Raw genomic sequence first — 25,419 nt, forward strand, 5'->3', positions numbered from 1 at the left:
GTCAGGCGGGCTCGTTCTGTGGGGCGGGCGCCTGGGCGGTGGTGCGGCGGCGGTGGCGGACGAGCACGAAGACGCCGGTGCCCGCGGCGAGGGTCGCGCCGACGCCGATGACGCCGGCGAGGCCGCCGGAGAGCCAGGGGGTGTCGACGTTCTCGACGCCGTAGTCGGCGAGGGGGGAGTTCTTGGTGACGGCGCCCTTGGTGTCCGCGGCCTTTTTGTCGATGCCGTGGTCGGTGGCGACCCGTTCCAGGCCGTCGGGGCTGGTGGAGGCGTAGTAGCTGATGCCGCCGGCGCAGAGCAGGGCGGTGGCCAGGCCGGTCAGCCAGAGGTGGCGGGTGCGGAGGCGGGTGGGCGGCTGCCCGCCGGTGGGGGTGCCGCTGTGCCCGCCCTGCCGCCCCGGCGGCAGACCGCCCACAGCTGGGTGGGGTGCGGATGCCGTGCGGATTTCCAGGGGTTTGGCCAGGCCTCGGGCGGCGTATACGAGGTCGGGGCGGACGGCCAGGACGGCGGCGACGGTGAGGGCCGTGATGGCGGCCTCGCCGATGCCGATCAGGACGTGTACGCCGACCATGGCGGCGAAGACCTTGCCGAGGGCGACCTCGGTGGTGCCGCCGAGCGCGTACAGGCCCGTGAAGGCGACCGCGGCGGCCGGGACGGAGACCAGGGCGGCGGCGAACGCGGCGACGGTGACCGAGCGGCGGGTGCGCGGCAGCACCTTGGCCAGGCCGCGGAAGAGGCCGTAGGCGACCGGGACGGCCACCACCGCCATGTCCGTGACGTTGACGCCGAGCGCGGTCAGCCCGCCGTCGGCGAAGAGCACCCCCTGCATCAGCAGCACCACGAAGATGCACAGCACTCCGGTGTACGGGCCGACCAGGATGGCCGCCAGCGCACCGCCCAGCAGATGCCCGCTGGTCCCGGCGGCGACGGGGAAGTTGAGCATCTGGACGGCGAAGACGAAGGCGGCGACCAGGCCCGCCAGCGGCGCCGTACGGTCCGCGCCGGGGCCGTCGGCGAGCTCGCGGCGGGCGCCGCGCAGGCTGAGGGCGACCGCGGCGGCGGCCAGGCCCCCGGCGGCGAGGGAGACGGGGGCGTTGATGAATCCGTCGGGTACGTGCATGAGCGGGCCTCTCCGATCGGAGCGGGACACCTTCGGCCGGCCACCCGCGCTGCGGGCACCTTCGAGCCAGGCGACGCATCATTCGAGCCACGCGACGTCCCCATGGTGGTGGCCACTGCGAACGCCTTGCAAGAGCGCCTGGGGCGCGAAAGGGAGGCGCCCGCACTCCCGCGCACCACCGGGCCCACTCACCCCGGCACCACCAAAAGGTGGCGGGAGCGGGCGACTGCCCGAAGTCTGGGGTCATGACCACGGCCACCGTCGCCACCCCCGCCTCGCCGCCCGCGCTCGGCCGCCGCCGTACCAACCTGGTGTTCGTCACGATCGTGCTCGGCATGCTGCTGGCGGCCCTGGACCAGACGATCGTCTCCACGGCGCTGCCGACGATCGTCGCCGACCTGGGCGGCGGCGGGCACATGGCGTGGGTGGTGACCGCGTACCTGCTGGCCGAGACGGTCTCCACGGTCCTGGTCGGCAAGTTCGGCGACCTCTTCGGGCGCAAGGTGGTCTTCCAGCTCAGCGCCGTCGTCTTCGTCGCCGGATCGATCCTGGCGGGCGCGGCGAACAGCATGCTCGTGCTGGTGGCGGCCCGCGCGGTGCAGGGCATCGGCGGCGGTGGCCTGATGGTGACCGCGATGGCGCTGATCGCGGATGTGATCCCGCTGCGCGAGCGGGGCAAGTACCAGGGCGCGCTGGGCGCGGTGTTCGGTGTGACGACGGTGGTCGGGCCCACCCTGGGCGGCCTGTTCACCGACCACGCCTCCTGGCGCTGGTGCTTCTACGTCAACATCCCCATCGCGGTGGTGATGGTGGTGATGGCGGCCCGCACCATCCCCGTCGTCCGCTCCGCGGTGCGCCCGCTCATCGACTACATGGGCATCGTGCTGGTGGCGCTGGGCGCCTCCGGGCTGGTGCTGGGCCTGGAGTGGGGCGGCAACGAGTACGCCTGGGGATCGCCGGTCGTCATCGGCCTGTTCGCCGGCTCCGTGCTGCTGCTGACCGCGTTCGTCTTCGTGGAACTGCGCGCCAAGGAGCCGATGCTCCCCATGCACCTGTTCCGCAACCCGGTCTTCACCATCTGCTCGGTGCTCAGCTTCATCGTCGGCTTCGCGATGCTCGGCGCGATGACGTACCTGCCCACGTATCTGCAGTACGTGGACGGGGTCTCGGCGACGATGTCGGGCGTGCGGACGCTGCCGATGGTCGTCGGTCTGCTGGGCACCTCCATGCTCTCCGGCATCGTCGTCAGCCGCACCGGCAAGTACCGGATCTTCCCCATCGTGGGCACCGCCGTGATGGCGCTGGGCCTGTATCTGATGTCGACGATGGGCGCGGGCACCGGCGTGTGGCTGGAGTCGCTGTACATGTTCGTGCTGGGCCTGGGCATCGGGCTGGCCATGCAGGTGCTGACCATCGCGGTCCAGAACACCGTCGCCTACCACGAGTTGGGCACCGCGACCTCCGGCGTCACCTTCTTCCGTACCCTCGGCTCCTCCTTCGGCACGGCCATCTTCGGCACCCTCTACAGCAACCAGCTCGAACCCAACCTGAAGCAGGCGATGGCGCAGCTGCCCGGGGTGGCGCCGGAGGCCGTGGCCAGCCCGCAGGGTCTGCACAGGCTGCCCGCCGCCCAGGCCAAGCCGGTCATCGACGCCTACGCCGACACCGTCAACTACGTCTTCCAGTGGGTCGTCCCGGTCGCGCTGGCCGGGTTCCTGGTCGCCTGGTTCCTCAAGGAGGTGCCGCTGCGCGACAGTGCGCGGGCGGCGGCGGGCGACATGGGCGAGGGCTTCGCGGCGCCCGATTCGGCGGACGCCGACCGGCAGTTGGAGCGGGCGCTGGCCCGGGTGATGCGCAAGGCCGAGGACCCGGTGAGCCAGGAGATCCTGGCGTCCTCGGGCAGCCCGCTGACGCCCGGGCAGGCGTGGGCGCTGGGCCAGGTCCACTGGCGCACCCGTATCCAGGGCGAGACGTCCCTGGCCGCGATCGCCAAGGCGCACCGGATGCCGGAGGAGGTGCTGCGGCCCGCCTTCACCGATGTCACGGGCGCGGGGTACGCGGCGCAGGAGGAGAGCCGGCTGACCGTCACCGCGGCCGGGCAGGCGGAGATCGACCGGCTGATCGGGGCGTGGCGGCACTGGCTGGACGGCAAGTTGGAGGGGTGGACGGCGGAGGATCCCCAGGACCGGGCGAAGCTGGATCGGGCGCTGGACAGCATCGCGGCCCAGCTGCTGGAGGAGGAGTCGGCCCAACGGGAGCGCACGGCGGTGTAGGCCCGCCCCTCAGGGGCGCGGGGAACTGCGCGACCGGCCCCCACCGGCCCACAGCTTGGCGGGCGATAAGCGATGCCAAGTTGCCACCGCGTGGTCGGGCCGAAACGATGGACGGGTGAGCGACGCCGCCTACCTCCGGTTCCCGCACCTGACCGACGACCTGCTCTGTTTCGCCGCCGAGGACGACCTCTGGGTGGCGCCGCTGCCCGCCGAGGGCGAGGGGGCGGGCCGGGCCTGGCGCCTCACCGTGGACCGCACCCGGGTCAGCCATCCGCGCTTCTCCCCAGATGGCACCGAGATCGCCTACACCACCTGGCGCAGCCTGGACCCGGAGGTCCATCTGGCGCGGGTGGAGGGCGGCCCGGCCCGCCGCCTGACCTACTGGGGCTCCACCGACGCCCGGGTCTGCGGCTGGATGCCGCCGGACGCCCAGGGCCGCAGCGACATCCTCGCGGTCTCCTCGCACGGCCAGCCCTTCTCGTACTACTCCTGGGCCTACCGCCTGCCCACCGACGGCAGCCCCGGCGGCAAGCTCCCCTGGGGCCCGGTCTCCGACATCGCCGTCGCCGACGTCGACGGCCAGCGCCAGACGCTGCTGCTGACGGGCAAGCCGCCGCACGAGCCGGCCGCCTGGAAGCGCTACCGGGGCGGCGCGACGGGCCGGATGTGGCTGCACGGCACGCGGCTGCTGCCGGATCTGTGCGGGCATCTGGACTCGGTGATGTTCGTGGCCGAAAGGATCGCGTTCCTGTCCGACCACGAGGGCGTCGGCAACGTCTACTCCTGCCTGCCCGACGGCACGGACCTGCGCCGGCACACCGACCATGACGCCTTCTACGCCCGGCACGCGGCCACCGACGGCTCCCGGATCGTCTACCAGTGCGCGGGCGAGCTGTGGCTGGTGGAGGACCTGGCGGCGGGGGCGGCGCCGCGCCGTCTGGAGGTCCGTCTCGGCGGGCCGCGCGCGGGCCGGCGCCCGTACCAGGTCCCGGCCGCCTCGCACGTCACCTCCCTGGCCGTGGACGCCACCGGCCGGGCGAGCGCGGTGGGCGTACGCGGCAGCCTGTACTGGCTCACCCACCGCGACGGCCCGGCCCGTACGATCCACGACACCCCGGGGGTACGGGTCCGGCTGCCCGAGATGCTGGGCTCCACCGGGCGCATCGCCTACATCACCGACGCGCTGGGCGAGGACACCATCGAGATCGCGGACCTGCCCAAGGCCAGCGGCACGGGCGCGCCCCGGCGCCTGGCCTCCGGCAGGCTGGGCCGCGTACACGAGCTCCTCTCCTCCCCGGACGGACAGCGCCTGGCCGTCGCCTCGAACGACGGCCGGCTGCTGCTGGTGACCGTGCCCGACGACGACAACGGCACCGGCACCGCCGAGGACGTCGGCGAGCTGATCCGGTCCACCAACGGCCCCGTCCGCGACCTGGCGTTCTCGCCCGATTCGCAGTGGCTGACCTGGTCGCACCCGGGCATCGGGCGGTCGCTGCGGCAGATCAAGATGGCGCGGCTGAGCGACCGCACCATCGTGGATGTGACCAACGGCCGCTTCGAGGACGAGCAGCCGGTCTTCACCCGCGACGGCCGCTATCTGGCCTTTCTGTCCTGGCGCGGCTTCGACCCGGTCTACGACGTGCACACCGGCGATCTGTCCTTCCCGCTGGGCTGCCGCCCCTACCTCGTACCGCTGTCCTCCGCGACCCCCTCCCCCTTCGCGCTCTCCCCCGACGGGCGGCCCGCCGCGGGTGGTCTGGACCCGGACCAGAGCGGCGGTGACAGCGAGGGCCCGGTGCTGGTGGAGGTGGAGGGGCTGGAGAGCCGGGTGACGCCCTTTCCGGTGGCCGCCTCGAAGTACTCCGCGCTCTACCCGGTCAGCGGCGGCGGCCTGGTGTGGCTGCGCTGGCCGATCTCCGGCGCGCTGGGCGAGACGTTCGCCAACCCGGACAACACCTCGGGCCAGCCCACCCTGGAGCACTTCGACCTGACCAAGGCCAAGCGGACCGAACTGACCAGCGCCCTGGACTGGTTCGCGCTCAGCGGCGACGGCTCGCGCCTGGTCGTCAACGACGAGGGCGAGCTGCGCGCGGTGCCCGCCACGGAGAGCGGCGACGCGGACTCGACGGTCTATCTGGACCTCAGGCGCATCCTGCACGACGTGGACCCGGAGGCGGAGTGGCGCCAGGCCTACGACGAGGCCGGGCGGATCATCCGCGCCTACTTCTGGGAGCCGCGGATGTGCGGCATCGACTGGGACGCCGTACTGGACCAGTACCGCCCGCTGGTCGAACGGGTCGCCTCCCCCGACGAGTTCGCCGATCTGCTGCGCGAGGTGCTAGGCGAGCTGGGCACCTCGCACGCGTACGTCACCGGCGCCCGCCGCAACGAGGGCCCGCCGCACTACCAGCGCGCGATGGGCCTGCTGGGCGCCAATTTCGTACGCCGCGGGGAGCGCTGGGTGGTCCAGCGCATCCTGCCGGGCGACTCCTCGGACTCCAAGGCCCGCTCCCCGCTGGCCGGTACGGGCATCCGCGAGGGCCAGGCGCTCACCCATGTGGACGGCCGCCCGGTGGACCCGGTGGCCGGGCCCTTCCCGCTGCTGGCCGCGGCCGGCGGTACGACGGTGGAGCTGGCCTTCGACCCGGGCGAGGGCGAGGGGCCCGCGCGCCGGGTCGCGGTGGTGCCGCTGGTCGACGAGCGGCCGCTGCGCTACCAGGACTGGGTGGCCAAACGCCGGGAGGTCGTACGGGAGTTGAGCGGCGGCAGGTGCGGCTATCTGCACATCCCCGACATGGGCGGCTCCGGCTGGGCGCAGTTCAACCGCGATCTGCGCATGGAGGTCTCCCGCCCGGCGCTGATCGTGGACGTACGGGGCAACGCGGGCGGCAACATCTCCGAGCTGGTGGTGGAGAAGCTGACCCGCACCATCGTGGGCTGGGACCTGACGCGCGATGCCCAGCCGGTGTCCTACGCCAGCAACGCGCCGCGCGGCCCGGTGGTCGCGGTGGCCGACGAGATGACCTCCTCCGACGGCGACATGATCACCGCGGCGTTCAAGCTGATGGGCATCGGGCCCGTGGTGGGCGCGCGCACCTGGGGCGGGGTGGTCGGCATGACCGGGCGGCACCGGCTGGGCGACGGCACCTCGATCACGGTGCCGATGAACGCCGCGTGGTTCGACGCGTACGGCTGGGGCGTGGAGAACCACGGCGTGGAGGTGGACATCGAGGCGCTGCGCTCGCCGCTGCACTGGGCCGAGGGCCGCCATCCGCAGCTGGGCGTGGCGGTCCGTACGGCACTGGAACTGCTGGAGCGCCACCCGGCCGCCACACCGCCCGACCTGTCCGGGGTGCCGGACCGGCGCCGCCCCCAACTCCCGCCGCGCTAGCGCGACTTCTCCCCCGGCGCGCCCGGGGCACCTGTGCGGCCCGCCCGGACGCCGTCCGGGTGTCCGGTTCGGCCCGGTCCGCTTGCCGGACGGCGGCCGGGACGCCAGTGTCTGGTGGTGTCCGCAAGCGGCGCGGGGCGCCAACTGCCCCGCGTTCTCGACCACATGGGGGACTTTCGATGCAGACGCGTACCCGCATCCTGGCGCCGGCCGCCGCACTGGCGCTCGTCGGCGGGCTCACCGCCGCCGCGGTGGCACCCACGCAGGCCACCCGCACCACCGCCGCGGCGGCCGGCGCCACCTACCTGTACTTCGACAAGAACTGGAGCAGCCCGGGCGACTCCCGGCTGCATCTGATGAAGAGCGCGCCGGGCGCCGAGGACACGGTGCTCGCCACATACCGGGCCGGTTCGGGCAACGGAGGCAGCCGGGGCACCGACGAGTGCGCCAAGAACGCGGGCTGGCTGCCGGACGGCACGTACAAGGTGCTGGAGCACACCCGGCACAAGGAGGGCGGGCCCAAGGGGATCAACGGATTCGCGATCCGCGTCCAGGACAAGGTGTGCAAGAACGGCAGGACCCAGCGCGACGCGCTGTTCGTGCACAGCGAGATGAACCCCGACGGCACCCAGGGGCGCAGGATCCCGGGAGAGGACAACCCGTACCGCTGGGACGGGGACAACGACTACTTCTCGCTGGGCTGCGTCAAGGTGACGCCCGCCGACATCAGGGATCTGTTCGCCAAGGCGCAGCGCTACGGCTGGCCCGAGCGGCTCAAGGTGGTCAAGTAGGCGGTGATTGGCGGCCGTTGAGGCCATGGGGCGAGGGGTGCGCCCGGAGCGGTCCGGACGCACCCCTCGTGTGCGCAGTGTGCGGTGCGCGTCAGTTCTCGAAGCGGTCCCGGGCGTCCTGGGCGGCGTCCTGCGCCTGCTCCTGGCCCTGCTGGCCGCGCTCCTGGGCCTGCTGGCCGCGCTCCTGGCCCTGCTGGCCACGCTGCTGGGCCCTCTCCTGGGCCTGCTGGCGGCGCTCGGACACCTCTTCCTGAACGCCCTCGCGTGCCTTCTGCGCCTGCTCCTTGAGCTGCTCGGCCTTGTCCTGGAACTGGTCCTTGATGCCCATGCTGTTCACTCCTAAGAAGGGTGGGGGGATTGGGCTGCGACCAGCCTTACACGACCGGACATTCCGCGCATTTTCTCTCACTCAGCGTGAGCGCTGACGCTCCGTGCGCGCCTTCTCGTCGGCCTCGCCGCCCGCGCCGACCAGCCCGATCCGCATGCCCTCCAGCCGGTCCCCGAAGCGCCGCATCTCGCGCTGGCCCACCGTTCCGATGAGCGCGGGCAGATATCCGCGCACCGACTGCATGCCGCGCAGCCACCACTGCGCGTACACATGCGAGGAGCGGCGCTCGACCCCGGCCACGATGCGGTCCACGGCCGGACCCAGCGGATAGGTCTTGTTGGACGGCCAGGGCAGCCGCGCCCGCAGCTCGCGCATGATGTCGTCCTGGTCGGCGCCGCGCACCATGTCGGTGTCGGTCCAGCTCAGATACCCCACCCCGACCCGTACGCCCTTGTAGGCGACCTCGGCGCGCAGGCTGTGCGCGAAGGCCTCCACGCCCGATTTGGAGGCGCAGTACGCGGTCATCATCGGCGCGGGGGTGATGGCGGCGAGCGAGGCGATCTGCAGGAAGTAGCCGCGGGACTCCATCAGTACGGGCAGGAAGGCGCGCCCGGTGACCGCGCCGCCGATGAGGTTGACCTCGATCACGCGGCGCCAGGCGAGGGGGTCGGAGTCCAGGAACGGGCCGCCGCTGGCCACCCCGGCGTTGGCGACGACGATGTCCACCTTGCCGAAGCGGGCCTTGACCTCGCGCGCCACCTGGGCCATCGCCTCGTGGTCGGTGACATCGGCGTGCCAGTGGTGCGCCTCGCCGTGCAGGGAGGCGGCGACCCGCGCCAGCTCCTCGGGCTCCAGGCCGACCAGCGCCAGGGTCGCGCCGCGCGCGGACAGCTTGCGGGCCAGCAGTTCGCCGACCCCGCGGGCCGCGCCGGTGACCACGGCGACCTGCCCCTGAAGGTTCACGCGTGCACTCACGCCGCCTCCTCCTCGTAGTCGCTGCCGCCGGTGGTCCGTGGGCCCAGGTGGTCGCGGACCAGCTCGCGCAGCAGGCCGCCGACCGCCCCCGGGTCCTCCAGGGGGATCATGTGCCCGCGCCCGGCCAGCTCGGTCAGGCCCAGGAACTGCGGGAGGACGGTGGCCAGCCGGCGGGCCTGTACGGGCGGGGTGAGGCGGTCGTGGGTGCCCGCGAGGATAGCCGTGGGTACCTCCAACCGGGCGGCGGCGCCGGTGAGTTCGAGGTCCGCCAGCACTCTTCCCCAGCGGGCGCGCACGCCCACCGGGCAGGCCTGCACGATGCGCGCACAGGCCTCGGTCTGCTCGGGTGTGGCGCCGGGCCCCATCGTGGCGTACTTCAGCAGCCGCCTGCTCAGCGGTGTGACGGGGCCGAGCGGGGCGCGCGAGGTCAGCAGCAGGGTGTGGGCGCGGCGGCGCAGGGTCCGCGAGCGCAGCGGGAAGACCCGGGCCTCGGCGGCGAGTTGGGAGCTGCCGGTGTTGCACAGCAGGACGGCGGCGGCGCGCTCGGCCAGCCGGCCGCGGCACGCGGCGGCCATCGCGGTCATGCCGCCCATGGAGTGCCCGGCCAGTACGGCGCGTTCGCCCTCCTCCAGCGCGCCGTCCAGGACGGCGGCCAGGTCGTCGGCGAGCGCGCGGGTGGTGTGTCCCGCGGGGCCCGCCGCCGGGCTGCGGCCGTGGCCTCTCTGGTCGTAGACCACCACCTTGTGGTCGGCGGCCAGGTCGCGGACCACCGGGGCCCAGAAGGCGGTCGAGCAGGTCCAGCCGTGCGCCAGGACGACGGCGGGCGCGCCCTGGGGCCCGTGGATCTGGACGTGCAGGCGGGCGCCGTCGGCGGAGGCGAGGGTCAGCTCGCGGCGCGGGGCAGGCGGCGCGTACCTCGCCGCTGCGGCCCGGCTCATGCCGCCGCTCCCGCCGCCGCACCGGTCCGCGCGCGGTCAGCGGGCCCTTGGGGCGGCCGGTGGCGCAGCAGCTCGTACTCGGCCAGGTCCACCTGGCGGGTCACCCGCTTGAACTCGGCGGTGGTGCCGGGCCAGGCGGTGGTGTTGCGGCCCTCGGAATCCAGGTACCAGCTGTCGCAGCCGCCGGTGTTCCACACCGTGCGCTCCATCCGCCGCTGGATCTTGCGGGTCCAGGCGTGTACGGCGGAGGGGCGGGGGTTGAGCGCGACCCGGCCGCCGAGGGTGTCCAGCTGCTGCATGAAGTCGGCCAGGTAGTTCAGCTGGGACTCGATCACCAGGATCATCGAGCTGTTCCCGAGGCCGGTGTTGGGGCCGATGATGAACAGGAAGTTGGGGAAGCCGGACATGCTGGAGCCGCGCAGCGCCTCCATGCCGTCCTTCCACTCCTCGGCCAGCGTCGTGCCGTTGGCGCCGGTCACGCGCTGGGCGATGGGCATGTCGGTGATGCGGAAGCCGGTGCCGAAGACGATCGCGTCGGCCTGGCTCTCGCTGCCGTCCGAGGCGATCAGGGTGCTGCCCCGTACCTCCTTCAGGCCCGCCGCGACCAGGTCCACATTGGGCCGGGCCAGCGCCGGGTAGTAGTCGTTGGACAGCAGGATGCGCTTGCAGCCGATGCGGTAGTCGGGGGTGAGCTTGGCGCGCAGCGCCGGGTCCTTGACGGCCTTCTTCATGTGGTTCCTGGCCAGGCTCTCGATCAGCCCCAGCTCGTTGGGCCGCTTGGTGAAGGCGCTGACCTGCAACTCCCTTATGCCCCACAGCAGTCCGCGGCGCAGCGCGCGGGTCGCGGGGACCTTGGTGTGCAGCCAGCGCTCCGCCGCGGTGATCTTCCGGTCGGCGCGCGGCAGCACCCAGGCCGGGGTGCGCTGGAAGAGGGTCAGGCGGTCCACGGTGGGCTGGATGGAGGGCACGATCTGGATCGCCGAGGCGCCCGTGCCGATCATCGCCACGCGCTTGCCGCGCAGGTCGTAGTCGTGGTCCCAGCGCGCGGAGTGGAAGACCTTGCCGGGGAAGGTGTCCAGGCCCGTGATGTCGGGGACCTTGGGGTCGGACAGCGGTCCGGCCGCGGAGACCACCACATCGGCCAGCAGCGTCCCGCTCGCCGTCTCCACCTCCCAGTACAGCTCCTCGGTGTGCCACCTCAGGCTGCGCACCTCGGAGTTGAAGCGGATGTGCGGCCGCAGCCCGAAGGTGTCGGCGACCCGCTCCAGGTACGCGCGGATGTGCGGCTGTCCCGAAAAGTTGCGCGGCCACTCGGGGTTGGGCGCGAAGGAGAAGGAGTACAGGTGCGAGGGCACATCGCACGCGCAGCCCGGATAGCTGTTGTCCCGCCAGGTGCCGCCCACCGAACCGGCCCGCTCCAGCACCACGAAGTCGGTGATCCCCTGGCGGCGCAGTCGTACGGCCGCCCCCAGACCACCGAACCCCGATCCGATCACCGCCACCCGCACATGCTCGCGTTCACGCCCGGCCATGCCGCCGCCTCCCGAGGTCGTCCGACTCCGATGTATGCGATGTATCCGATGGAACTGCGCCAGCAATCACTGGCACAGTTGGAGGGTAGGGCAGGCCCGTACCGAGCGGTAGGGGTTGTACGTACGGAAGTTACCGCCGGTCGCACCTCGGCCGGACACCGGGGAGCGGACATAGGGTGAGGCCGTGGCGAAGAAACAACAGGCGCACGACCAGACGGCCCAGGAGCACCCCCCGCGCGAGTACCGCATGGCCGAACTCGCCGGGGAAGCGGGCATCACCGTGCGCACCCTGCGCTTCTACCGCGAGCGCAAACTGCTGCCGCCGCCGCGCCGCGAGGGCCGTATCGCCTGGTACAACGACCACCACCTCGCCCGGCTGCGCACGATCGCCGCCCTGCTGGAGCGCGGCCACGCCCTGAGCGGCATCTCCGACCTCCTCGCGGCCTTCGACAGCGGCCGCGACGTCGGCGAACTCCTCGGCCTGGAGAGCACCCTGGTCACTCCCTGGTCGGAGGAGACCCCGGTGCGCCTGACGCCCGAGGAGCTGGCCGACCACTTCAAGGACGACATCACCCCGGACAACCTCTCCGCGTCCCTGGACATCGGCTATCTCGCCGTCGACGGCGACGAGTTCGTGCACATCAGCCGCCGCCTGCTGGACGCCTCCACCGAGCTCGTCGCCAAGGGCGTCCCGCTGGCCGCCGTGCTGGACGCCGGCCGCCAGGTCCGCGCCCACGCCGACGCGCTGGCCGAGCTCTTCACCACCGTCGTCCGCACCCACGTCCTGGGCGGCATCCTGGACCGCGCCGCCTCCGGCGCCCCCCTGGACCCCGCCGAGATCGCCCGCGTCACCGCCACCATCGAACAGCTCCGCCCCCTGACCAAGGGCATCGTCGAAGCCGAACTCTCCATGGCCATGGACCGCCGGGTGCGCACCGAACTCCAGGCGTGGCTGCGCGCCTGCGAGGACCGCGCCGACGAGCAGTGAGCGGGCGAGCAGTAAAAAGCCCCGGCTCCCGAATCGGGAACCGGGGCCGCCGCGCCACCGCCTACAGGTCGTAGACCACCGTCACCGGCGCGTGGTCCGACCAGCGCAGGTCGTAGCTCTCGGCGCGCTCCACGTACGCCTTGACCGCGCGGTCGGCGAGGCCGGGGGTGGCCGTCTGGTAGTCGATGCGCCAGCCCGCGTCGTTGTCGAAGGCCTTGCCGCGGTAGGACCACCAGGAGTACGGGCCCTCCACGCCGGGGTGCAGGGAGCGGACGACGTCGACGTAGCCGGCCTCGTCGAAGACGCGGGTGAGCCAGGCGCGCTCCTCGGGGAGGAAGCCGGCCTTCTTCCGGTTGGCCTTCCAGTTCTTCAGGTCGGCTTCCTGGTGGGCGATGTTCCAGTCGCCGCAGACCACGACCTCGCGCCCGTCGGCGGCGGAGCGGGCCTTCAACTCGACGAGATAGGGCAGGAATTCGGCCATGAACCGTTCCTTCTCGTCCTGCCGCTCGGTGCCCACCTCGCCGGAGGGGAGGTAGAGGCTGGCCACCATCACACCCGGCAGGTCGATCTCCGCGTACCGGCCGCTGCCGTCGAACTCCTGCGAGCCGAAGCCCACCCGTACCCGCTCCGGCTCGCGCCGGGTGCAGATCGAGACGCCCGCCCGGCCCTTGGCCGCGGCCGGCGCGTGCACGGTGTGCCAGCCCTCGGGCTCCCGGACCTCCTCCGGCAGCTGGCCGGGCTCGGCCCGTACCTCCTGCAGGCAGATCACATCGGCGGTGGTCCCCGCCAGCCACGGCACGAACCCCTTCTTGGCGGCGGCGCGCAGCCCGTTCACATTCACGGAAGTCACGGTGAGCATTCCGGCACAATACCGACTCCCACGGCGCACTCGCGCCGACCGCTGGCACGCCCGTACGATTCCGCGGATGGAGATACGTACCGTCGCCTACGACCACCCCGACGCGGTCAAGCTGAACGACATCGTGCAGCAGGAGTACGTCCGGCGCTACGGCGATGTGGACCTCACTCCGCTCGCCCCGACGATGTTCGAGCCGCCGCACGGCATCTATCTCATGGTGTACGAGGACGGCAGGCCGCTGGCCACCGGGGGCTGGCGCCGCCAGGACGCCAACGACGAGGGCTACGCGGACGGCGACGCCGAGATCAAGCGGATGTTCGTGGTCGACGAGGCGCGCGGGCGGGGCCTGGCGCGGCGGGTACTGGCCGCGCTGGAGGCGGACGCGCGCGCCGCGGGACGCACCCGGATGGTGCTGGAGACCGGCATCGAGCAGCCGGAGGCCATCGCCCTGTACACCTCCAGCGGGTACGCCCCGGCGAAGAAGTTCGGGCTCTACCGGGAGTACGACTCCAGCCGCTGCTTCGCCAAGCCGCTCACGGGCTGAGGGACCGGGCGGCCGGACCCACCTTTTGTTGACACCGTTCCCGGCCGCTCTCCATACTCATTCCACTAATCAACTAGCTAAAGGGGGGGTACCGGTGAGCCCTTGGGCGATCGAGGCCCACGGCCTGGGGAAGAAGTACCGCCGCGGCTGGGCGCTGCGGGACTGCTCCTTCCGCCTTCCGGCCGGCCATGTCTGCGCGCTGGTGGGCCCCAACGGCGCCGGCAAGAGCACGCTGCTGGGGGCGGCCTGCCGTCTGGTGCGGCCCACGACCGGGACACTGCGGCTGGGCGGCCTGCCCGTCACCGACCCGGGCGTCATGGAGCACGTCGCCCACCTCGCCCAGGACAAGCCGCTCTACCCGCGCTTCACGGTGGCCGAGACGCTGCGGCTGGGCCGCGAGATGAACCCGCGCTGGGACCAGGCGGTGGCCGAGCGGATCGTACGGTCGGGGAATCTGCCGATGGACGCCCGCGTCGGCACGCTCTCCGGCGGCCAGCGCACCCGCGTCGCCTTCGCGCTGGCCTTCGGCAAGCGGCCCGCGCTGCTGCTGCTCGACGAGCCGATGTCCGACCTGGACCCGCTCGCGCGGCACGAGCTGTCCGGGCTGCTGATGGCCGAGGCCGCCGAGCACGGCACGAGCGTGGTGATGTCCTCCCACATGCTCGCCGAGATGGAGGAGATGTGCGACTACCTGCTGGTGCTGGCCGAGGGGCGGCTGCGGATGGCGGGTGAGACCGAGGAGCTGGTCGCGGGGCACACCCTGGTGACGGGCGTGGCGCAGGACGACGGCTCGGTGCCCGCCGGGCTCGCCGAGCGGCACACCGTGGTCGAATCCCGGGTCACCGGGCGGCAGTTCACCGCGCTGGTACGGCCCTCGGGCCCGCTCCCCGACACCTGGCAGACGCACGCGCCCAGTCTGGAGGAGGTGCTGCTGGGCTGCCTGCGCTCGCCCTCCGCACCGCCGTTGATCATGGATGAGTGCCGTACGGGGACGGACGGGCCGGGCGGGCCGGACGACCAGGGCGGGCAGGGCAGGCACGACAAGCAGCAGGGAGCAGCGGCATGAGCAGGACGAAGACCACCACCGTCGGCGCCACCTCTGCCGCCTCCCCCGCCTCCGCTCCCGCTCCCGTTGCGGGCGCCCGGCGCGGGCTGCTGCGCGGCGTGGCCTGGCTGGTGTGGCGCCAGCACCGCGCCGCGCTGTGGACCGGCATCGCCGTCACCGCCGTCGCCTGCGCGGTGTTCACCTACCGGCACGCGGACGTGAGCGCCTTCATGGAGCACGGCGCGGGGGCGGCGGCGGGCGGCTCCGGCAACCCCGGCAACCCCGGCGACAAGGCCCTGGAGTCCGCCTCCCAGGCCTTCCACAACGCCTACGGATCGCTGTTCGAGAGCGCCCTGGCGCTGCTGAGCTCCCTGCCCTTCGTCGCCGGAATCTTCCTCGGCGCTCCGCTGATCGCGGGCGAGCAGGAGCACGGTACGGTCCGGCTCGCCACCACCCAGTCCGTCTCCCGAGGCCGCTGGATCGCCGCGAAGCTGGGGCTGCCGCTGCTGGTCGTGGCGGTGTGCACCACGCTGCTGACGGTCACCTTCACCCGCCTGTGGAAGCCCGTCCACCAGTTCGTCGATTCCGGCGACTGGTTCCACAACTCCGTCTTCGACGCCACCGGTCCGGTGCCGGTCGCGCTCGCCCTCTTCCTGACCTCCCTCGGCATCGCGGTGGGCATGGTGGTCAAGCGGGTGGGGCTGAGCATGGCGATCACCTTGGTGGGGTCGCTGGGCTTCCTGGTCATCTGGAGCGAGCTGCGCCAGTCGCTGGCCCCCCTGCGCAGTACGACGTTCACGGAGGGCGGCGGCGGGCCCGACCTGCCGCCCGACGCGGTACGCATCGACGAGTGGGTGGCCACCGCCGACGGCAGGCTGTACGGCTACGGCACCTGCATGAACGACGCCGCGCCGGACGCGTGCCGGGCCAAGCTGGGCATCGTCAACCGCGTCGCCCAGTACTTCGACTTCGGGCAGATGGCGGGGATGCAGTGGCTCGGCGCGGGCATCCTGCTGGCAGCGACCGCGGCCATACTGGCCGTTGTCGTGTGGCGGGTACGCCGGTGGCCCCTGTGAGATGCGGCCCGATGGGCGCTTTGACACTTCTGACCCCCGCCCGGATCATCAAGCTCACAACAACGGCGGAGAGGTGGTGACCGTGGTCGAGTTCCGCATCGACCGGCGGAGCGGGGTCGCCACCTACCTCCAGATCGTCCAGCAGGTCCAGCAGGCGCTGCGGCTGGGCATCCTGGTGGAGGGCGACCGCCTGCCCACGGCGGCCCAGGTGGCCGCCACCACCAAGGTCAACCCGAACACCACGCTCAAGGCCTACCGCGAGCTGGAACGCGAGGGCCTGGTCGAACCCCGCCCCGGCCTCGGCACCTTCGTCAGCCGCTCCCTGGCCCGCCCGCAGTCCGCCGCCGACACCCTCCTGCGCGAAGAACTCCGCGCCTGGATGACCCGCGCCCGGTCCGAAGGCCTCACCCGCGAAGACGTCCAAGCCCTCGTCAACGCCGCCTTGGACACCCACTACGACCCCAAGTAGCGCCAGGCGCCGTCGCCCCGACGGCCGACCGACCGCCACGCCACCACCCGCAGCGGGCCTTCCCGGTACGGGAAGAAACGTCCGCCGCGACGGCGCGCGACCACAACGGCGGTGTCCGGCGGTGCCGGGCCGGCCCCGAGGAACCGGACATTCCCGCGCGCTACGCGCGCATCGCCTCCTCCACCCGCCGGCGGACCTCGGTGGCCGGGTAGCGGGTGGCGGGGGTGCCGAGGGGGGCGAGGGCGTCGTCCACCGGGGAGGGGGAGGGCTCGGCGAGTTCGGCGATCAGGACGGTGCTGCCGGGCGGGACCTCCGCGGCCAGGATTTCGACGGCGGCGCTGGAGTCGCTGGCGCGGCGGACGTCCTGCGACCCGCCGAGCAGGCCGCCCGCGCCGAAGCCGATCAGTACGCCCAGAGGGCCGCCCAGCAGGCCGAGGAGGCCGCCGACCAGGCCGCCGACCGCGAAGCCGGAGGCGCCGGCGGTGTTGTCGACGCCGTCGGGGAATTCGAGGGTGCCCTCCGCGTCGCGCGCGATGACCACCGCCTCACGCAGTTTGATCACGCCCTCGGCGTGCTCGTGCCGCAGGGCGTCCAGCGCCTGTTGCGCCGCGCCCTTCCCGGCGTCGGTCAGGTCCATGAAGAGCACGTTCTCGTCCATCGCGGCGGCTCCAGAGCGTCCGGGCAGGCGGGTGGGGCGGGCGGCGGTGGGCCGTGCCCCGTCACTCCACTGTTCGCGCGGACGGGCCGGGCCGCACCTCAGGAGGCGTCGTCCGGAGGGGGCGGGGAATCCGCAGGGGGCGGGGAGCCCGGGGCGGGCGACCCGGTGTCGGCCGGAGCCGGGCTCAGGGCGTCGCGCAGGTCCAGGGTCGCCAGCGCGCCGCCGTCCGCCGCGTTGGCGAAGGTGAGGCGGGCGCCCAGGACCCGGGCCTGGCCCGCGGCGATGGTCAGGCCGAGGCCCAGGCCCTGGTTGCCGCCGCAGCCGCCCTTGCCCGTACGGAAGCGCTGCGGCCCGTGCGCCAGCAGCGTGGCGGGGAAGCCGGGCCCGTGGTCGCGTACCCGTACCGCCCCGTCCTCCACCTCGACGAGGACCGGCGCGGCCCCGTGCCGCAGCGCGTTGGTGACGAGGTTGGTCAGGATGCGCTCCACCCGGCGCGGGTCGGTCTCCACCAGCCCGTCGGCGAGCGCCCGTACCTCCACCGCCGTGCGGTCCTCGATCGGCGCGGCGGCCACCGCGCGCCGCGCCAGCTCCGCCAGCGACCGCAGCTCGGTGTCCGCCTCCTCCGTACGCGCGTCCAGCCGGGCCACCTCCAGCACGTCCTCCACCAGGCTGCGCACCCGCTGCGCCCGGTCCCGGACCAGCTCGGTGGGGCGGGAGGGCGGCAGCAGGTCGGCCGCCGTGACCAGCCCGGCGACCGGGGTGCGCAGCTCGTGGGCGATGTTCGCGGTGACCTCCCGCTCGGCCTGGAGGCGGGCGGCCAGCGCGTCCGCCATGGTGTTGACCGCGGAGGTCAGCTGCGCGATCTCGTCCTTGCCGCCGCGCGGCAGCCGCGCGGTCAGGTCGCCCTCGGCGATGCGCTGCGCGGTGGCCGCCGAGGAGGTCAGCCGCCGCCCCAGCCGGTGCGCGACCAGCAGCCCGACGACGCAGGCCAGCGCCGTACCGGCGGTCCCGGAGAGCCACAGGATGTTGTCCAGGCTGCGCACCGCCGCCCGCTCGCGGGTGTACGGGCGCTTGAGCGCGATGATGTCGCCGTTGAGCTTGCTGGCCGCCCACAGCATCGGCTTCCTGCCGCCCAGGTCGAGGTAGACCCCGCGCTTGCCGTGGTCGACGGCCTTCTTCAACGGCCCTGGAAGGTCAACGGGATTGATCAGCCCGCGCCCGGTGTCCACGCCCGCCGCCCGGTCCTGCACCGTGGTCTGCAGCCGCCCGTCGATGCTCTCGGCGGCGGCGTCGAACTGCGAGTCGACGGTCCGGTTGTGCACGAGCAGGCCGATGAGGACCGCGACCGCGGCGGCGGTGGCCGCGATCGCGATGCCGATCTTGGCGCGAAGTCCCATGAGTCCCTGTCCGTGTCCCCGTCCGTGTCCCGGTCGGTCTCTCCGTCCGTACGCCCCTCCGCGTCGCCGCCCGCCCCGCGGCCGTTCTCCCCTCCCACCCCGTCCCATCCGTCCCCGCGGGCTAGAACTCGGGCAGCGGCAGGGTGATCCTTCCCAGCTCGGCCGCCTGCTCGGGCGGGAGGCTCTCGGAGACCACGGTGGCCCGCGTGTAGTACGCGACGCGCTCCTGCCGCAGCAGCCCACTCAGTGTGATCTTGGCGGGGTACGGGTTCCTGGTGCACTCCGGCAGGCACCAGCTGCCGCTGACCCGTCCGGTGGCTTCGGCGGTCGCCCGGCCCCACGAGGACCAGCGCAGCTCGGAGACGCTGGCGAACTCGGTGAGCCCGAAGGACGTGGGCCGCTGCAGCGGCTGCCCCATCGCGTCCGCGACATAGACGGGCCCCGCCTGCGGCGTCGGCGACACGGCCGGACCCTCGACGCGCAGGCCGTGCGGCTGGGCACAGCCGGACAGCAGCACGGCGGCCAGGGCCGCGGCGGCGCGGAGGGTCGCGGTGGGTGATCGCACGGATTCCTTGGTCAGGGCGAATGGGCTCTTCGCGACAAATGTATCCGCGACCGCCCGGGACGGCCCCACGCTAAGTAGCGCATCTCACGGACGCCCCACGGGTGTGTAACAGCAGCACATCGTTACGGGCGCGGGCCGGGCCCGGCTACGGACACGTCCCCAGGGCCCCGTACACGGGCGTACCCCACCCCGCCTGACCCTCACCTGACGTCAGGCTCCACCCTGGCCCGGCAGGACAGCGGCGCGATCGCCGCCGGACAGCGGGCGCCCGACGGCGCGCACGGAACGAGGGGCACCGCCATGGGGTATTCGGTCGGACAGGTCTCCGGCTTCGCGGGGATCACGGTGCGTACACTGCACCACTACGACAGGACCGGGCTGCTCTCGCCCAGCGGCCGCAGCCCGGCCGGCTACCGCCTCTACAGCGACGCCGACCTGGCCCGCCTCCAGCAGATCCTCTTCTACCGCAGGCTCGGCTTCTCCCTGGAGGAGACCGGCACGATCCTCGAAGATCCCCAGGCCAACGCCCTGGACCACCTGCGGGCCCGGCACCGCCTCCTGAACGAGGAGATCACGCAGCTGCGGCGGCTGGTCGAGGTCGCCGAGCACGCCATGGAGGTCCAGCGCACGGGCGTGGAGCTCACCCCCGAGGAGCGCTTCGAGGCGTTCGGCGAGGTCGCCTTCGACCTGAGTTACGCCACCGAGGCGCACCTGAAGCGGCAGCACAGCGAGGGGCACCGGCCCGGCGGCCCCGTCAAGTCCCCCTCGCCCCGCTACCAGGCGTACGTCACCACCACCGCCTCCGAAGAGACGTACAGCTCGCCGACCGCCCGCACCTCCAGCCGGGTGCCGCTCTCGCCGCCCTCCCGGCGCACCGCGGGCACGTACAGGGCGCTCCCGCACGTCCCGCCGAGGAAGCGGCGCCCGCCGCCCGGCAGCACCTGGTGCACCGTGTAGTGGCGTACGGCCGCGCCCTTGGCCCCCGCCTGCCAGGTGAGCCGCAGCTCGGCCACGCCCTGCGCGCCGCGGGCCGCTGCGGCGATCCGCCCGTCGCGCGGCGCGGACGGCCGCTGGGCACCCGGCTCGGTGTCCCGTACGGCCAGGCTCCCCAGCCGCCACCGGGCACCGCCGGTCCCCTGAGCGGTCAGCCGCACCCCGAGGGCATGGGCCGTGCCCCCGCCCCCGACGCGTACGGACGAGGTCACCCACCCCTGCCCGGCCCGCACCCGCCCGGCCCGCAGCCACCTCGACTCCCCTTGCCCTCCCGGCGTTTTGGGCTGCTGCACCTCCACCGCCAACTCGACATCCACCGGCACCGACCCGTCCTCGGCCCGGTGCACGATCTCCACCACGGTCCCGGCCCGCAGCGGCAACCGGGTGCGGAACAGCTCCAGTTCGGCCGGTTTGTCCAGCGCCCCCTCCACCAGCAGGCTGCTGCCGCCCCGCCACGCCGCCGCGAAGTCGAAGCCCACCCGGGGCCGCTGCCCCTGTGTGCGCACCGCCCACCGGCGGGAGGGGAGCCGGTCCTGCAGCCCGAGGTGGTTCCACTCGCTCCCGGACGTGCGCACCCCGTCCTCGTACCAGGCCGTGCCGTGCCCGGTGTTGAAGCAGGTGGCGAAGGGCACGCCCGTCACGGCGGAGCGGTCGGCGACCAGCCGCGCGGCCGGGCGCCAGTTCCCGGGCCCCGACGGCGCGGACGGGTCGGCATTGGCGCCGCACCAGAACTGGTCGTCCCTGGCGTGGAATTGGCCGGGCGCCTGGCCCGCCTTGCGCGTCCACTCGGGCCGGTACAGCCCGTAGGAGACCACCTGGTCGCGCCCCTGCGGCACGAAGGCGTCCCAGTCCACCCGGGTGTTCCACCCGTTCGCCTCCACGTCCACGCCCGCCCACAGCTCGTAGGGGGAGCGCCCCAGCCGCTTGGCGTACGCGGCCGAGGACGCCAGGCGCGCCGCGCTCCATCGGAAGTCGACGAACAGCGTCCCGGCCAGCTTCTGCGCGCCCCGCTGGAAGAACATCGCGTTCTTGTCGTTGAGCGCGCCCTGCCACCCCACCCGCCCGTCCGCGTTGAACGCGTCGTACCAGGTGATCCGCAGCTCCGGCGCCCCGTCCCGCAGCGCCTGCACGAAGTCGGCCATCTCCCGTGCCAGGGCGGCGTCCCCGCCGTCGGTCTCCCCGTTGAGGAACCACCCGTCGAACCCGTAGCCGCGCGCGACCTGGATCAGCTTGTGGGCCAGCGGAAAGCGGCCCTGCGCGTCCCGCTGCACCAGCTCTCGGGTCCACTTCAGCTCGCCGCCGTAGGCGACCGGCGGCAGGAACACATTGCCCAGCACCGGTACGCCGTTGCGGTGCGCGGCGTCGATCACCGGGGCGTTGGGCGCCAGGATGATCCCCTCGCCCGAGGACCCGCCCCAGAACACCAGCTCGTCCAGGAAGGCCCAGTGCGTCAGCGCGTAGTAGTCGGCCTTCGGCCCGCCCTGCGAGGGGTTTTGGGCCGTCGGCCCGAAGGAGACCAGCGCCGAGATCCGTGCCTGGTCCGCCCGCGCCGTCCCGTTGGCGGGCACGGGCGTGAACCGCTCGGCCAGCGGCACCGCGGAGGCGTTGTACGGCAGATCGGGGTCGTCCTGCGGCCGCCACGCCTTCAGGCTGCGCCAGACCGCCCCCGGGTCGGGCTCGCGCCCCTCGGGGAAGCTGTCGGGGAACCAGTACGAGGCGTACGGCTGCAAGGAGGCGGGCGCCTGCGACGGCGCCTGCGCGGCCCCCGCCCGCCCGCCGCCCACCACCGGTATCGCCGCCACCGCCGCCGCCCCGGCGATCAGCCCCCGCCGGGACACCCCCGCCCGCCCTCTGTCCGTCACAGCCCTCTCCTGACTCCATCCGCGCCACGACCGCACCGGCGCCAACGTTGTCGCGCCGAAATCCCCACGTCAATGCCCCCAACACCGCTTTCTCACAAGCCCTTTCACGCCACAGGGCCCACCCGGCGGGCACCGCATATTGGTTCAGTCCATTCACCTGAGCGGGCGCCCCCGGATGCGTCCGCCCCGTGACAGGCGTGTCCTCACATCTATGACTCCTCAGCCCTCTGCGACCCCGTCGCGCCCGCCGCACCGCCTCCTGCTGCACGCGATAGCCATGGCGGCCATCACCACCGTCCTGGCCCTGGCCGGGACCCAGATGGCCGCCGCAGGTCCCCCCGCCCCCTGGACCCGCCCGCTGTCCGCCGTCCCGTACGTCTCCGCCCATTACGGCATCCGCGGCAACTGGCTGGCCGGCCATCACACCGGCATCGACTTCGCCATCCCCTCCGGCACCCCCATCGCCTCGGTGGGCTCCGGCACCGTCGTCCTGGCCCGCCGCTCCGGCGACTACGGGAAAGCCGTGACGATCCGTATGCGCGACGGCCGCTACACCCTCTTCGCGCACCTCTGGCACATCTCCGTACGCGCCGGCCAGCGGGTACGCGCCGGCACCCGCATCGGCTACAGCGGCGCCACCGGCCGCGCCACCGGCCCCCACCTCCACTTCGAGGTGCGCGCCCGCCGCGGCTACGGCAGCGACATCAACCCCCTGCACTACCTCTGGCGGCACGGCGTACGCATCACCCCCCGCACCCTGCCCCACCACGCCCCCGAGGCCCGCTACCACGACTGATCCCCCGCCGCGCCTCCGCCCCGGAATTCCCGTGGACGCGGCGCCGCACGATCACTACGCTGGCCCCCATGTCCAGCCCCGAGGCGTCAAGACGCTAGCCACCGGCCGTCCGGTGGCCGACCGCACCGTCGCACCCGAGCTCCGCAGCCCCTGACGCTGCGCGCCCAGCTCCCCGCGCCCGCGCCCGCGCCCACCGGACCGCCCCGCCACGGGCTGTTCCCGGCCTGCCCTCCGTCACCACGCTGACCCCGGCAGACCGCTGCGCACACGGCAGCCCGTACGGCAGGCCCCGCGCCGGCACCCCGCCGCCCCTCGACGTCCTCGGCCGTCCCCCGCGCCCTCGGCATGCCCCGCGACGCCCGGTACGCCACCGACGCCGAACCCGGCACGCCCGCGCGCCCTGCCGCCGCCCCCTTGCCTTCACGGTCCTTATCGCGGGCCTCTTCACGGTTGCGAGCTTCGCTGTGCCCTTCGCTCTCTACGTCCTCGGACTGGCGGTCTTCGCCCAGGGAACGTCCGAGTTCATGCTGTCCGGCCTGGTGTCGGACATCGCGCACGACCTGCAGGTATCCCTCCCCGCCGCCTCCGCCCTGACCTCCGCCTTCGCGGTCGGCATGATCATCGGCGCCCCCTCGATGGCCGTCCTCAGCCTGCGCTGGTCACGCCGCCGCGCACTGCTGACCTTCCTGGTCGCCTTCCTGCTCGTGCACGTCGTCGGCGCCCTCACCACCAGCTTCGCGGTACTCCTGGCCACCCGCGTCGTCGGCGCACTGGCCAACGCCGGGTTCCTCGCCGTGGCCGTGGCCACCGCGGCCGCCATGGCAGGGCCGGACGCCAAGGGCCGCGCCACCTCCGTCCTCCTGGGCGGCGTCACCCTCGCCTGCGTCGCGGGCGTCCCCGGCGGCGCCCTCCTCGGTCAACTCTGGGGCTGGCGCGCGGCGTTCTGGGCCGTGGCCCTCCTCTCCGCCCCCGCCGTCCTCGCCATCCTCCGCTCCGTCCCCACCACACCCAGCATCCCCAGCTCCCCCTTCGCGCCCACCACTCCACGCGCCCGCGTCGAACTCCGCGCCCTGCGCAGCCCCCGCCTCCTGACCACCCTCCTGCTCGGCGCTCTCGTCAACGGCGCCACGTTCTGCACCTTCACCTTCCTGGCCCCGCTGCTCACCCACGTCACCGGCGTCGGACCGGCCTGGGTGCCCGCCCTGCTGGCCCTCTTCGGCCTGGGCTCGTTCCTCGGCGTCACCGTCGGCGGCCGCCTGGCCGACACCCGCCCCGTCCCCCTCCTGGTGACCGGCGGCCTGGCCCTCCTGCTGGGCTGGGTCCTCTTCGCCCTCACCGCCGCCGACCCCACGGCGACCTTCGCGCTCGTCCTCGTCCAGGGCGCCCTCTCCTTCGGCGTCGGCTCCACCCTCATCTCCCAGGCCCTGTACGCGGCCGCCGGCGCCCCCACCCTGGCCGGCGCCTTCGCCACCGCCGCCTTCAACGTCGGCGCCGCCCTCGGCCCCTCCCTCGGCGCCCTCGCCCTCACCACCCCGCTCGGCTACCGCGCCCCCCTGTGGACCAGCGCCCTCCTGATCGCCCTCGCCCTGACCACAGCCGCCGCAGCCACCACGGCCCGACTCCCCCGAGCCGCCTTCCGGAAATGACAAAGACCCCGCCGATCATGAAGATCGGCGGGGTCTTGTCTACTTCGCTGTGGGGCGTTCACGGGTCGCGTCTACCTGCGGTGACGCTACTTTGAGGCAGGCCTCTTCCCGCGAGGACGAAGATCCCTTCCCATACCGTCATGTTCACGCCCAAGGGGTGCAGTTCGAAGCCCAGTAGGGCTAGGTCGTTTCTGATGGCTCTTGGACGGTGACGTGGAGCCAGATGACGATCGCGGCGATGGTCAGGGTGCCGTTGAAGATGTAGTCGCGTTTGTCGTAGCGGCTGGCGACGGCACGGAACTGTTTCCACTTGCTGACGCATCGCTCGGCGGCACTGCGGTGACGGTACTGGGCCTTGTCGAAGGCCGGTGGGCGTCCGCCGGCCCGGCCCTGGCGACGGCGTCGTTCACGTTGATCGCGGGGCTGGGCAATGGTCGCATTGATGTGCCGTTGCCGCAGGTAAGCACGGGTGTCACGGCTGGAGTCCGCCTTGTCGCCACGCAGACGGCCCGGACCACGCCTTGCGATCCGCAGTCGCTCCAGCACCGGGACGAGCATGGGGTTGTCACCCCGCTGGCCTGGCGAGGTCAACCAGGTCAGCGGCCGGGCCCGGTCGTCGGCAAGGAGGTGGATCTTGCAGGTCAGCCCGCCCTGGGAGCGCCCCAACGCCTCGCGCCCATCGGCCTCCACACGCGCCCCGCCCCCTTTTGCGGGAAGTCCTGCGGGGGTTGGTGCCGGGCCCCAGCCGCATGCTGATGCGCCCGGCACGAGGTGGAATCGATGTTCACCGCCCACTCCGCATCCTTGTCGGCCGAGCGGGCCAGGGCCCCGTCCGGATCGGCCGCGTCGGCCTCGATCTGCAGCTCGGCCAGGATCCTCAGCCAGGTGCCGTCCGCCGACCAGCGACGATGCCGCTCATAGACGGTCCGGCAAGTCCGGCCACGGCACCCCCGTACGGGCCCGGAACAGCACCCCGTTGATCACCCTGCGGTGGTCCCCCCACTGCCCACCAGGGCTGCCATTTCCAGGCAGCAACGGACTGATCTTCCGCCACTGCGCATCAGTCAGTTCATGACGCCGCACCATACGAAGCGCATGCCCGACCCTGATCCACCCAGCCAGCACGAGCCATCAGAAACGACCTAGGGGCAGATCTGATCACTTGGGGCCGAA

General features: G+C 73.1%; 20 protein-coding genes and 2 pseudogenes. 11 read left to right on the forward strand and 11 right to left on the reverse strand.

What is annotated here, in order from left to right:
- Window position 1 precedes the first annotated feature (1 nt).
- Entirely contained in the window at window positions 2-1,120 is a 1,119-nt protein-coding gene (locus AC4IJH_RS26480) for an energy-coupling factor ABC transporter permease (RefSeq protein ID WP_490854367.1), read from the reverse strand.
- A gap of 245 nt (window positions 1,121-1,365) precedes the next feature.
- Here AC4IJH_RS26480 and AC4IJH_RS26485 point away from each other — a divergent pair, with 245 nt between their 5' ends.
- The 3 genes from AC4IJH_RS26485 to AC4IJH_RS26495 all read left to right on the forward strand — a co-directional run bounded on the left by AC4IJH_RS26485 (window position 1,366) and on the right by AC4IJH_RS26495 (window position 7,575).
- Window positions 1,366-3,393: an MDR family MFS transporter gene (locus AC4IJH_RS26485; RefSeq protein WP_490854368.1), complete on the forward strand. Its 2,028-nt coding sequence runs from the start codon at window positions 1,366-1,368 to the stop codon at window positions 3,391-3,393.
- 115 nt (window positions 3,394-3,508) lie between these two features.
- Entirely contained in the window at window positions 3,509-6,784 is a 3,276-nt protein-coding gene (locus AC4IJH_RS26490; protein ID WP_490854369.1) for a S41 family peptidase, read from the forward strand.
- A gap of 179 nt (window positions 6,785-6,963) precedes the next feature.
- Window positions 6,964-7,575, forward strand: coding sequence for a hypothetical protein (locus AC4IJH_RS26495; RefSeq protein ID WP_490854370.1), 612 nt, complete (start codon window positions 6,964-6,966; stop codon window positions 7,573-7,575).
- Between the two features lie 91 nt (window positions 7,576-7,666).
- Here the strand turns inward: AC4IJH_RS26495 and AC4IJH_RS26500 are convergent, their stop codons facing one another.
- The 4 genes from AC4IJH_RS26500 to AC4IJH_RS26515 all read right to left on the reverse strand — a co-directional run bounded on the left by AC4IJH_RS26500 (window position 7,667) and on the right by AC4IJH_RS26515 (window position 11,348).
- A complete protein-coding gene (locus AC4IJH_RS26500; RefSeq protein WP_490854371.1) occupies window positions 7,667-7,903 on the reverse strand; it encodes a hypothetical protein in 237 nt (78 codons plus the stop codon).
- Between the two features lie 81 nt (window positions 7,904-7,984).
- Window positions 7,985-8,878 carry an SDR family oxidoreductase gene (locus tag AC4IJH_RS26505; protein WP_490854372.1) on the reverse strand — a complete coding sequence of 298 codons (894 nt, stop codon included), beginning with the start codon at window positions 8,876-8,878 and terminating at the stop codon, window positions 7,985-7,987.
- Window positions 8,875-9,816, reverse strand: coding sequence for an alpha/beta fold hydrolase (locus tag AC4IJH_RS26510; RefSeq protein WP_490854373.1), 942 nt, complete (start codon window positions 9,814-9,816; stop codon window positions 8,875-8,877). The genes AC4IJH_RS26505 and AC4IJH_RS26510 overlap by 4 nt, the downstream gene beginning before the upstream one ends.
- Window positions 9,813-11,348, reverse strand: a complete 1,536-nt coding sequence (locus AC4IJH_RS26515) for a flavin-containing monooxygenase (protein WP_490854374.1) — start codon at window positions 11,346-11,348, stop codon at window positions 9,813-9,815. Before AC4IJH_RS26515 ends, AC4IJH_RS26510 begins: the two co-directional genes overlap by 4 nt.
- Before the next feature lie 247 nt (window positions 11,349-11,595).
- Here AC4IJH_RS26515 and AC4IJH_RS26520 point away from each other — a divergent pair, with 247 nt between their 5' ends.
- Complete coding sequence (locus AC4IJH_RS26520) at window positions 11,596-12,336, forward strand: MerR family transcriptional regulator (protein WP_490854406.1); 741 nt, start codon at window positions 11,596-11,598, stop codon at window positions 12,334-12,336.
- A gap of 61 nt (window positions 12,337-12,397) precedes the next feature.
- Here the strand turns inward: AC4IJH_RS26520 and AC4IJH_RS26525 are convergent, their stop codons facing one another.
- Window positions 12,398-13,195: an exodeoxyribonuclease III gene (locus AC4IJH_RS26525; protein ID WP_490854375.1), complete on the reverse strand. Its 798-nt coding sequence runs from the start codon at window positions 13,193-13,195 to the stop codon at window positions 12,398-12,400.
- Window positions 13,196-13,262: 67 nt separating this feature from the next.
- Between AC4IJH_RS26525 and AC4IJH_RS26530 the strand changes: the two genes are divergently transcribed.
- The 4 genes from AC4IJH_RS26530 to AC4IJH_RS26545 all read left to right on the forward strand — a co-directional run bounded on the left by AC4IJH_RS26530 (window position 13,263) and on the right by AC4IJH_RS26545 (window position 16,329).
- Window positions 13,263-13,739 (forward strand): GNAT family N-acetyltransferase, encoded by a 477-nt coding sequence (locus AC4IJH_RS26530; RefSeq protein ID WP_490854376.1) that lies wholly within the window; start codon window positions 13,263-13,265, stop codon window positions 13,737-13,739.
- A gap of 94 nt (window positions 13,740-13,833) precedes the next feature.
- On the forward strand, window positions 13,834-14,805 hold the full coding sequence (locus tag AC4IJH_RS26535) for an ABC transporter ATP-binding protein (RefSeq protein ID WP_490854377.1): 972 nt from the start codon (window positions 13,834-13,836) through the stop codon (window positions 14,803-14,805).
- On the forward strand, window positions 14,802-15,860 hold the full coding sequence (locus AC4IJH_RS26540; protein WP_490854378.1) for an ABC-2 membrane transporter-related protein: 1,059 nt from the start codon (window positions 14,802-14,804) through the stop codon (window positions 15,858-15,860). Before AC4IJH_RS26535 ends, AC4IJH_RS26540 begins: the two co-directional genes overlap by 4 nt.
- A gap of 73 nt (window positions 15,861-15,933) precedes the next feature.
- Window positions 15,934-16,329, forward strand: a complete 396-nt coding sequence (locus AC4IJH_RS26545) for a GntR family transcriptional regulator (protein ID WP_490854379.1) — start codon at window positions 15,934-15,936, stop codon at window positions 16,327-16,329.
- A gap of 160 nt (window positions 16,330-16,489) precedes the next feature.
- Here the strand turns inward: AC4IJH_RS26545 and AC4IJH_RS26550 are convergent, their stop codons facing one another.
- From AC4IJH_RS26550 to AC4IJH_RS26560, 3 genes are all read right to left on the reverse strand, one after another.
- The gene (locus AC4IJH_RS26550) at window positions 16,490-16,987 is read right to left on the reverse strand and encodes a DUF1269 domain-containing protein (protein WP_490854380.1); all 498 of its coding nucleotides are present in this window, start codon (window positions 16,985-16,987) and stop codon (window positions 16,490-16,492) included.
- Between the two features lie 98 nt (window positions 16,988-17,085).
- Window positions 17,086-18,384 (reverse strand): ATP-binding protein, encoded by a 1,299-nt coding sequence (locus tag AC4IJH_RS26555; RefSeq protein WP_490854381.1) that lies wholly within the window; start codon window positions 18,382-18,384, stop codon window positions 17,086-17,088.
- 121 nt (window positions 18,385-18,505) lie between these two features.
- Complete coding sequence (locus AC4IJH_RS26560) at window positions 18,506-18,949, reverse strand: hypothetical protein (RefSeq protein WP_490854382.1); 444 nt, start codon at window positions 18,947-18,949, stop codon at window positions 18,506-18,508.
- A gap of 300 nt (window positions 18,950-19,249) precedes the next feature.
- Here AC4IJH_RS26560 and AC4IJH_RS26565 point away from each other — a divergent pair.
- Window positions 19,250-19,690, forward strand: a pseudogene (locus tag AC4IJH_RS26565) (MerR family transcriptional regulator); the annotation flags it as partial.
- A 32-nt stretch (window positions 19,691-19,722) separates the two neighbouring features.
- On the opposite strand, the gene AC4IJH_RS26570 reads toward AC4IJH_RS26565, so the two are convergent.
- A complete protein-coding gene (locus AC4IJH_RS26570) occupies window positions 19,723-21,804 on the reverse strand; it encodes an endo-beta-N-acetylglucosaminidase (RefSeq protein WP_490854383.1) in 2,082 nt (693 codons plus the stop codon).
- A gap of 211 nt (window positions 21,805-22,015) precedes the next feature.
- Here AC4IJH_RS26570 and AC4IJH_RS26575 point away from each other — a divergent pair, with 211 nt between their 5' ends.
- On the forward strand, window positions 22,016-22,600 hold the full coding sequence (locus AC4IJH_RS26575) for a M23 family metallopeptidase (protein ID WP_490854384.1): 585 nt from the start codon (window positions 22,016-22,018) through the stop codon (window positions 22,598-22,600).
- 464 nt (window positions 22,601-23,064) lie between these two features.
- Entirely contained in the window at window positions 23,065-24,246 is a 1,182-nt protein-coding gene (locus AC4IJH_RS26580; protein WP_490854385.1) for a Cmx/CmrA family chloramphenicol efflux MFS transporter, read from the forward strand.
- Between the two features lie 180 nt (window positions 24,247-24,426).
- Here the strand turns inward: AC4IJH_RS26580 and AC4IJH_RS26585 are convergent.
- Window positions 24,427-25,332, reverse strand: a pseudogene (locus AC4IJH_RS26585) (IS5 family transposase).
- Between the last annotated feature and the right edge of the window lie 87 nt (window positions 25,333-25,419).

This window comes from Streptomyces sp. UF-297, assembly GCF_058245575.1.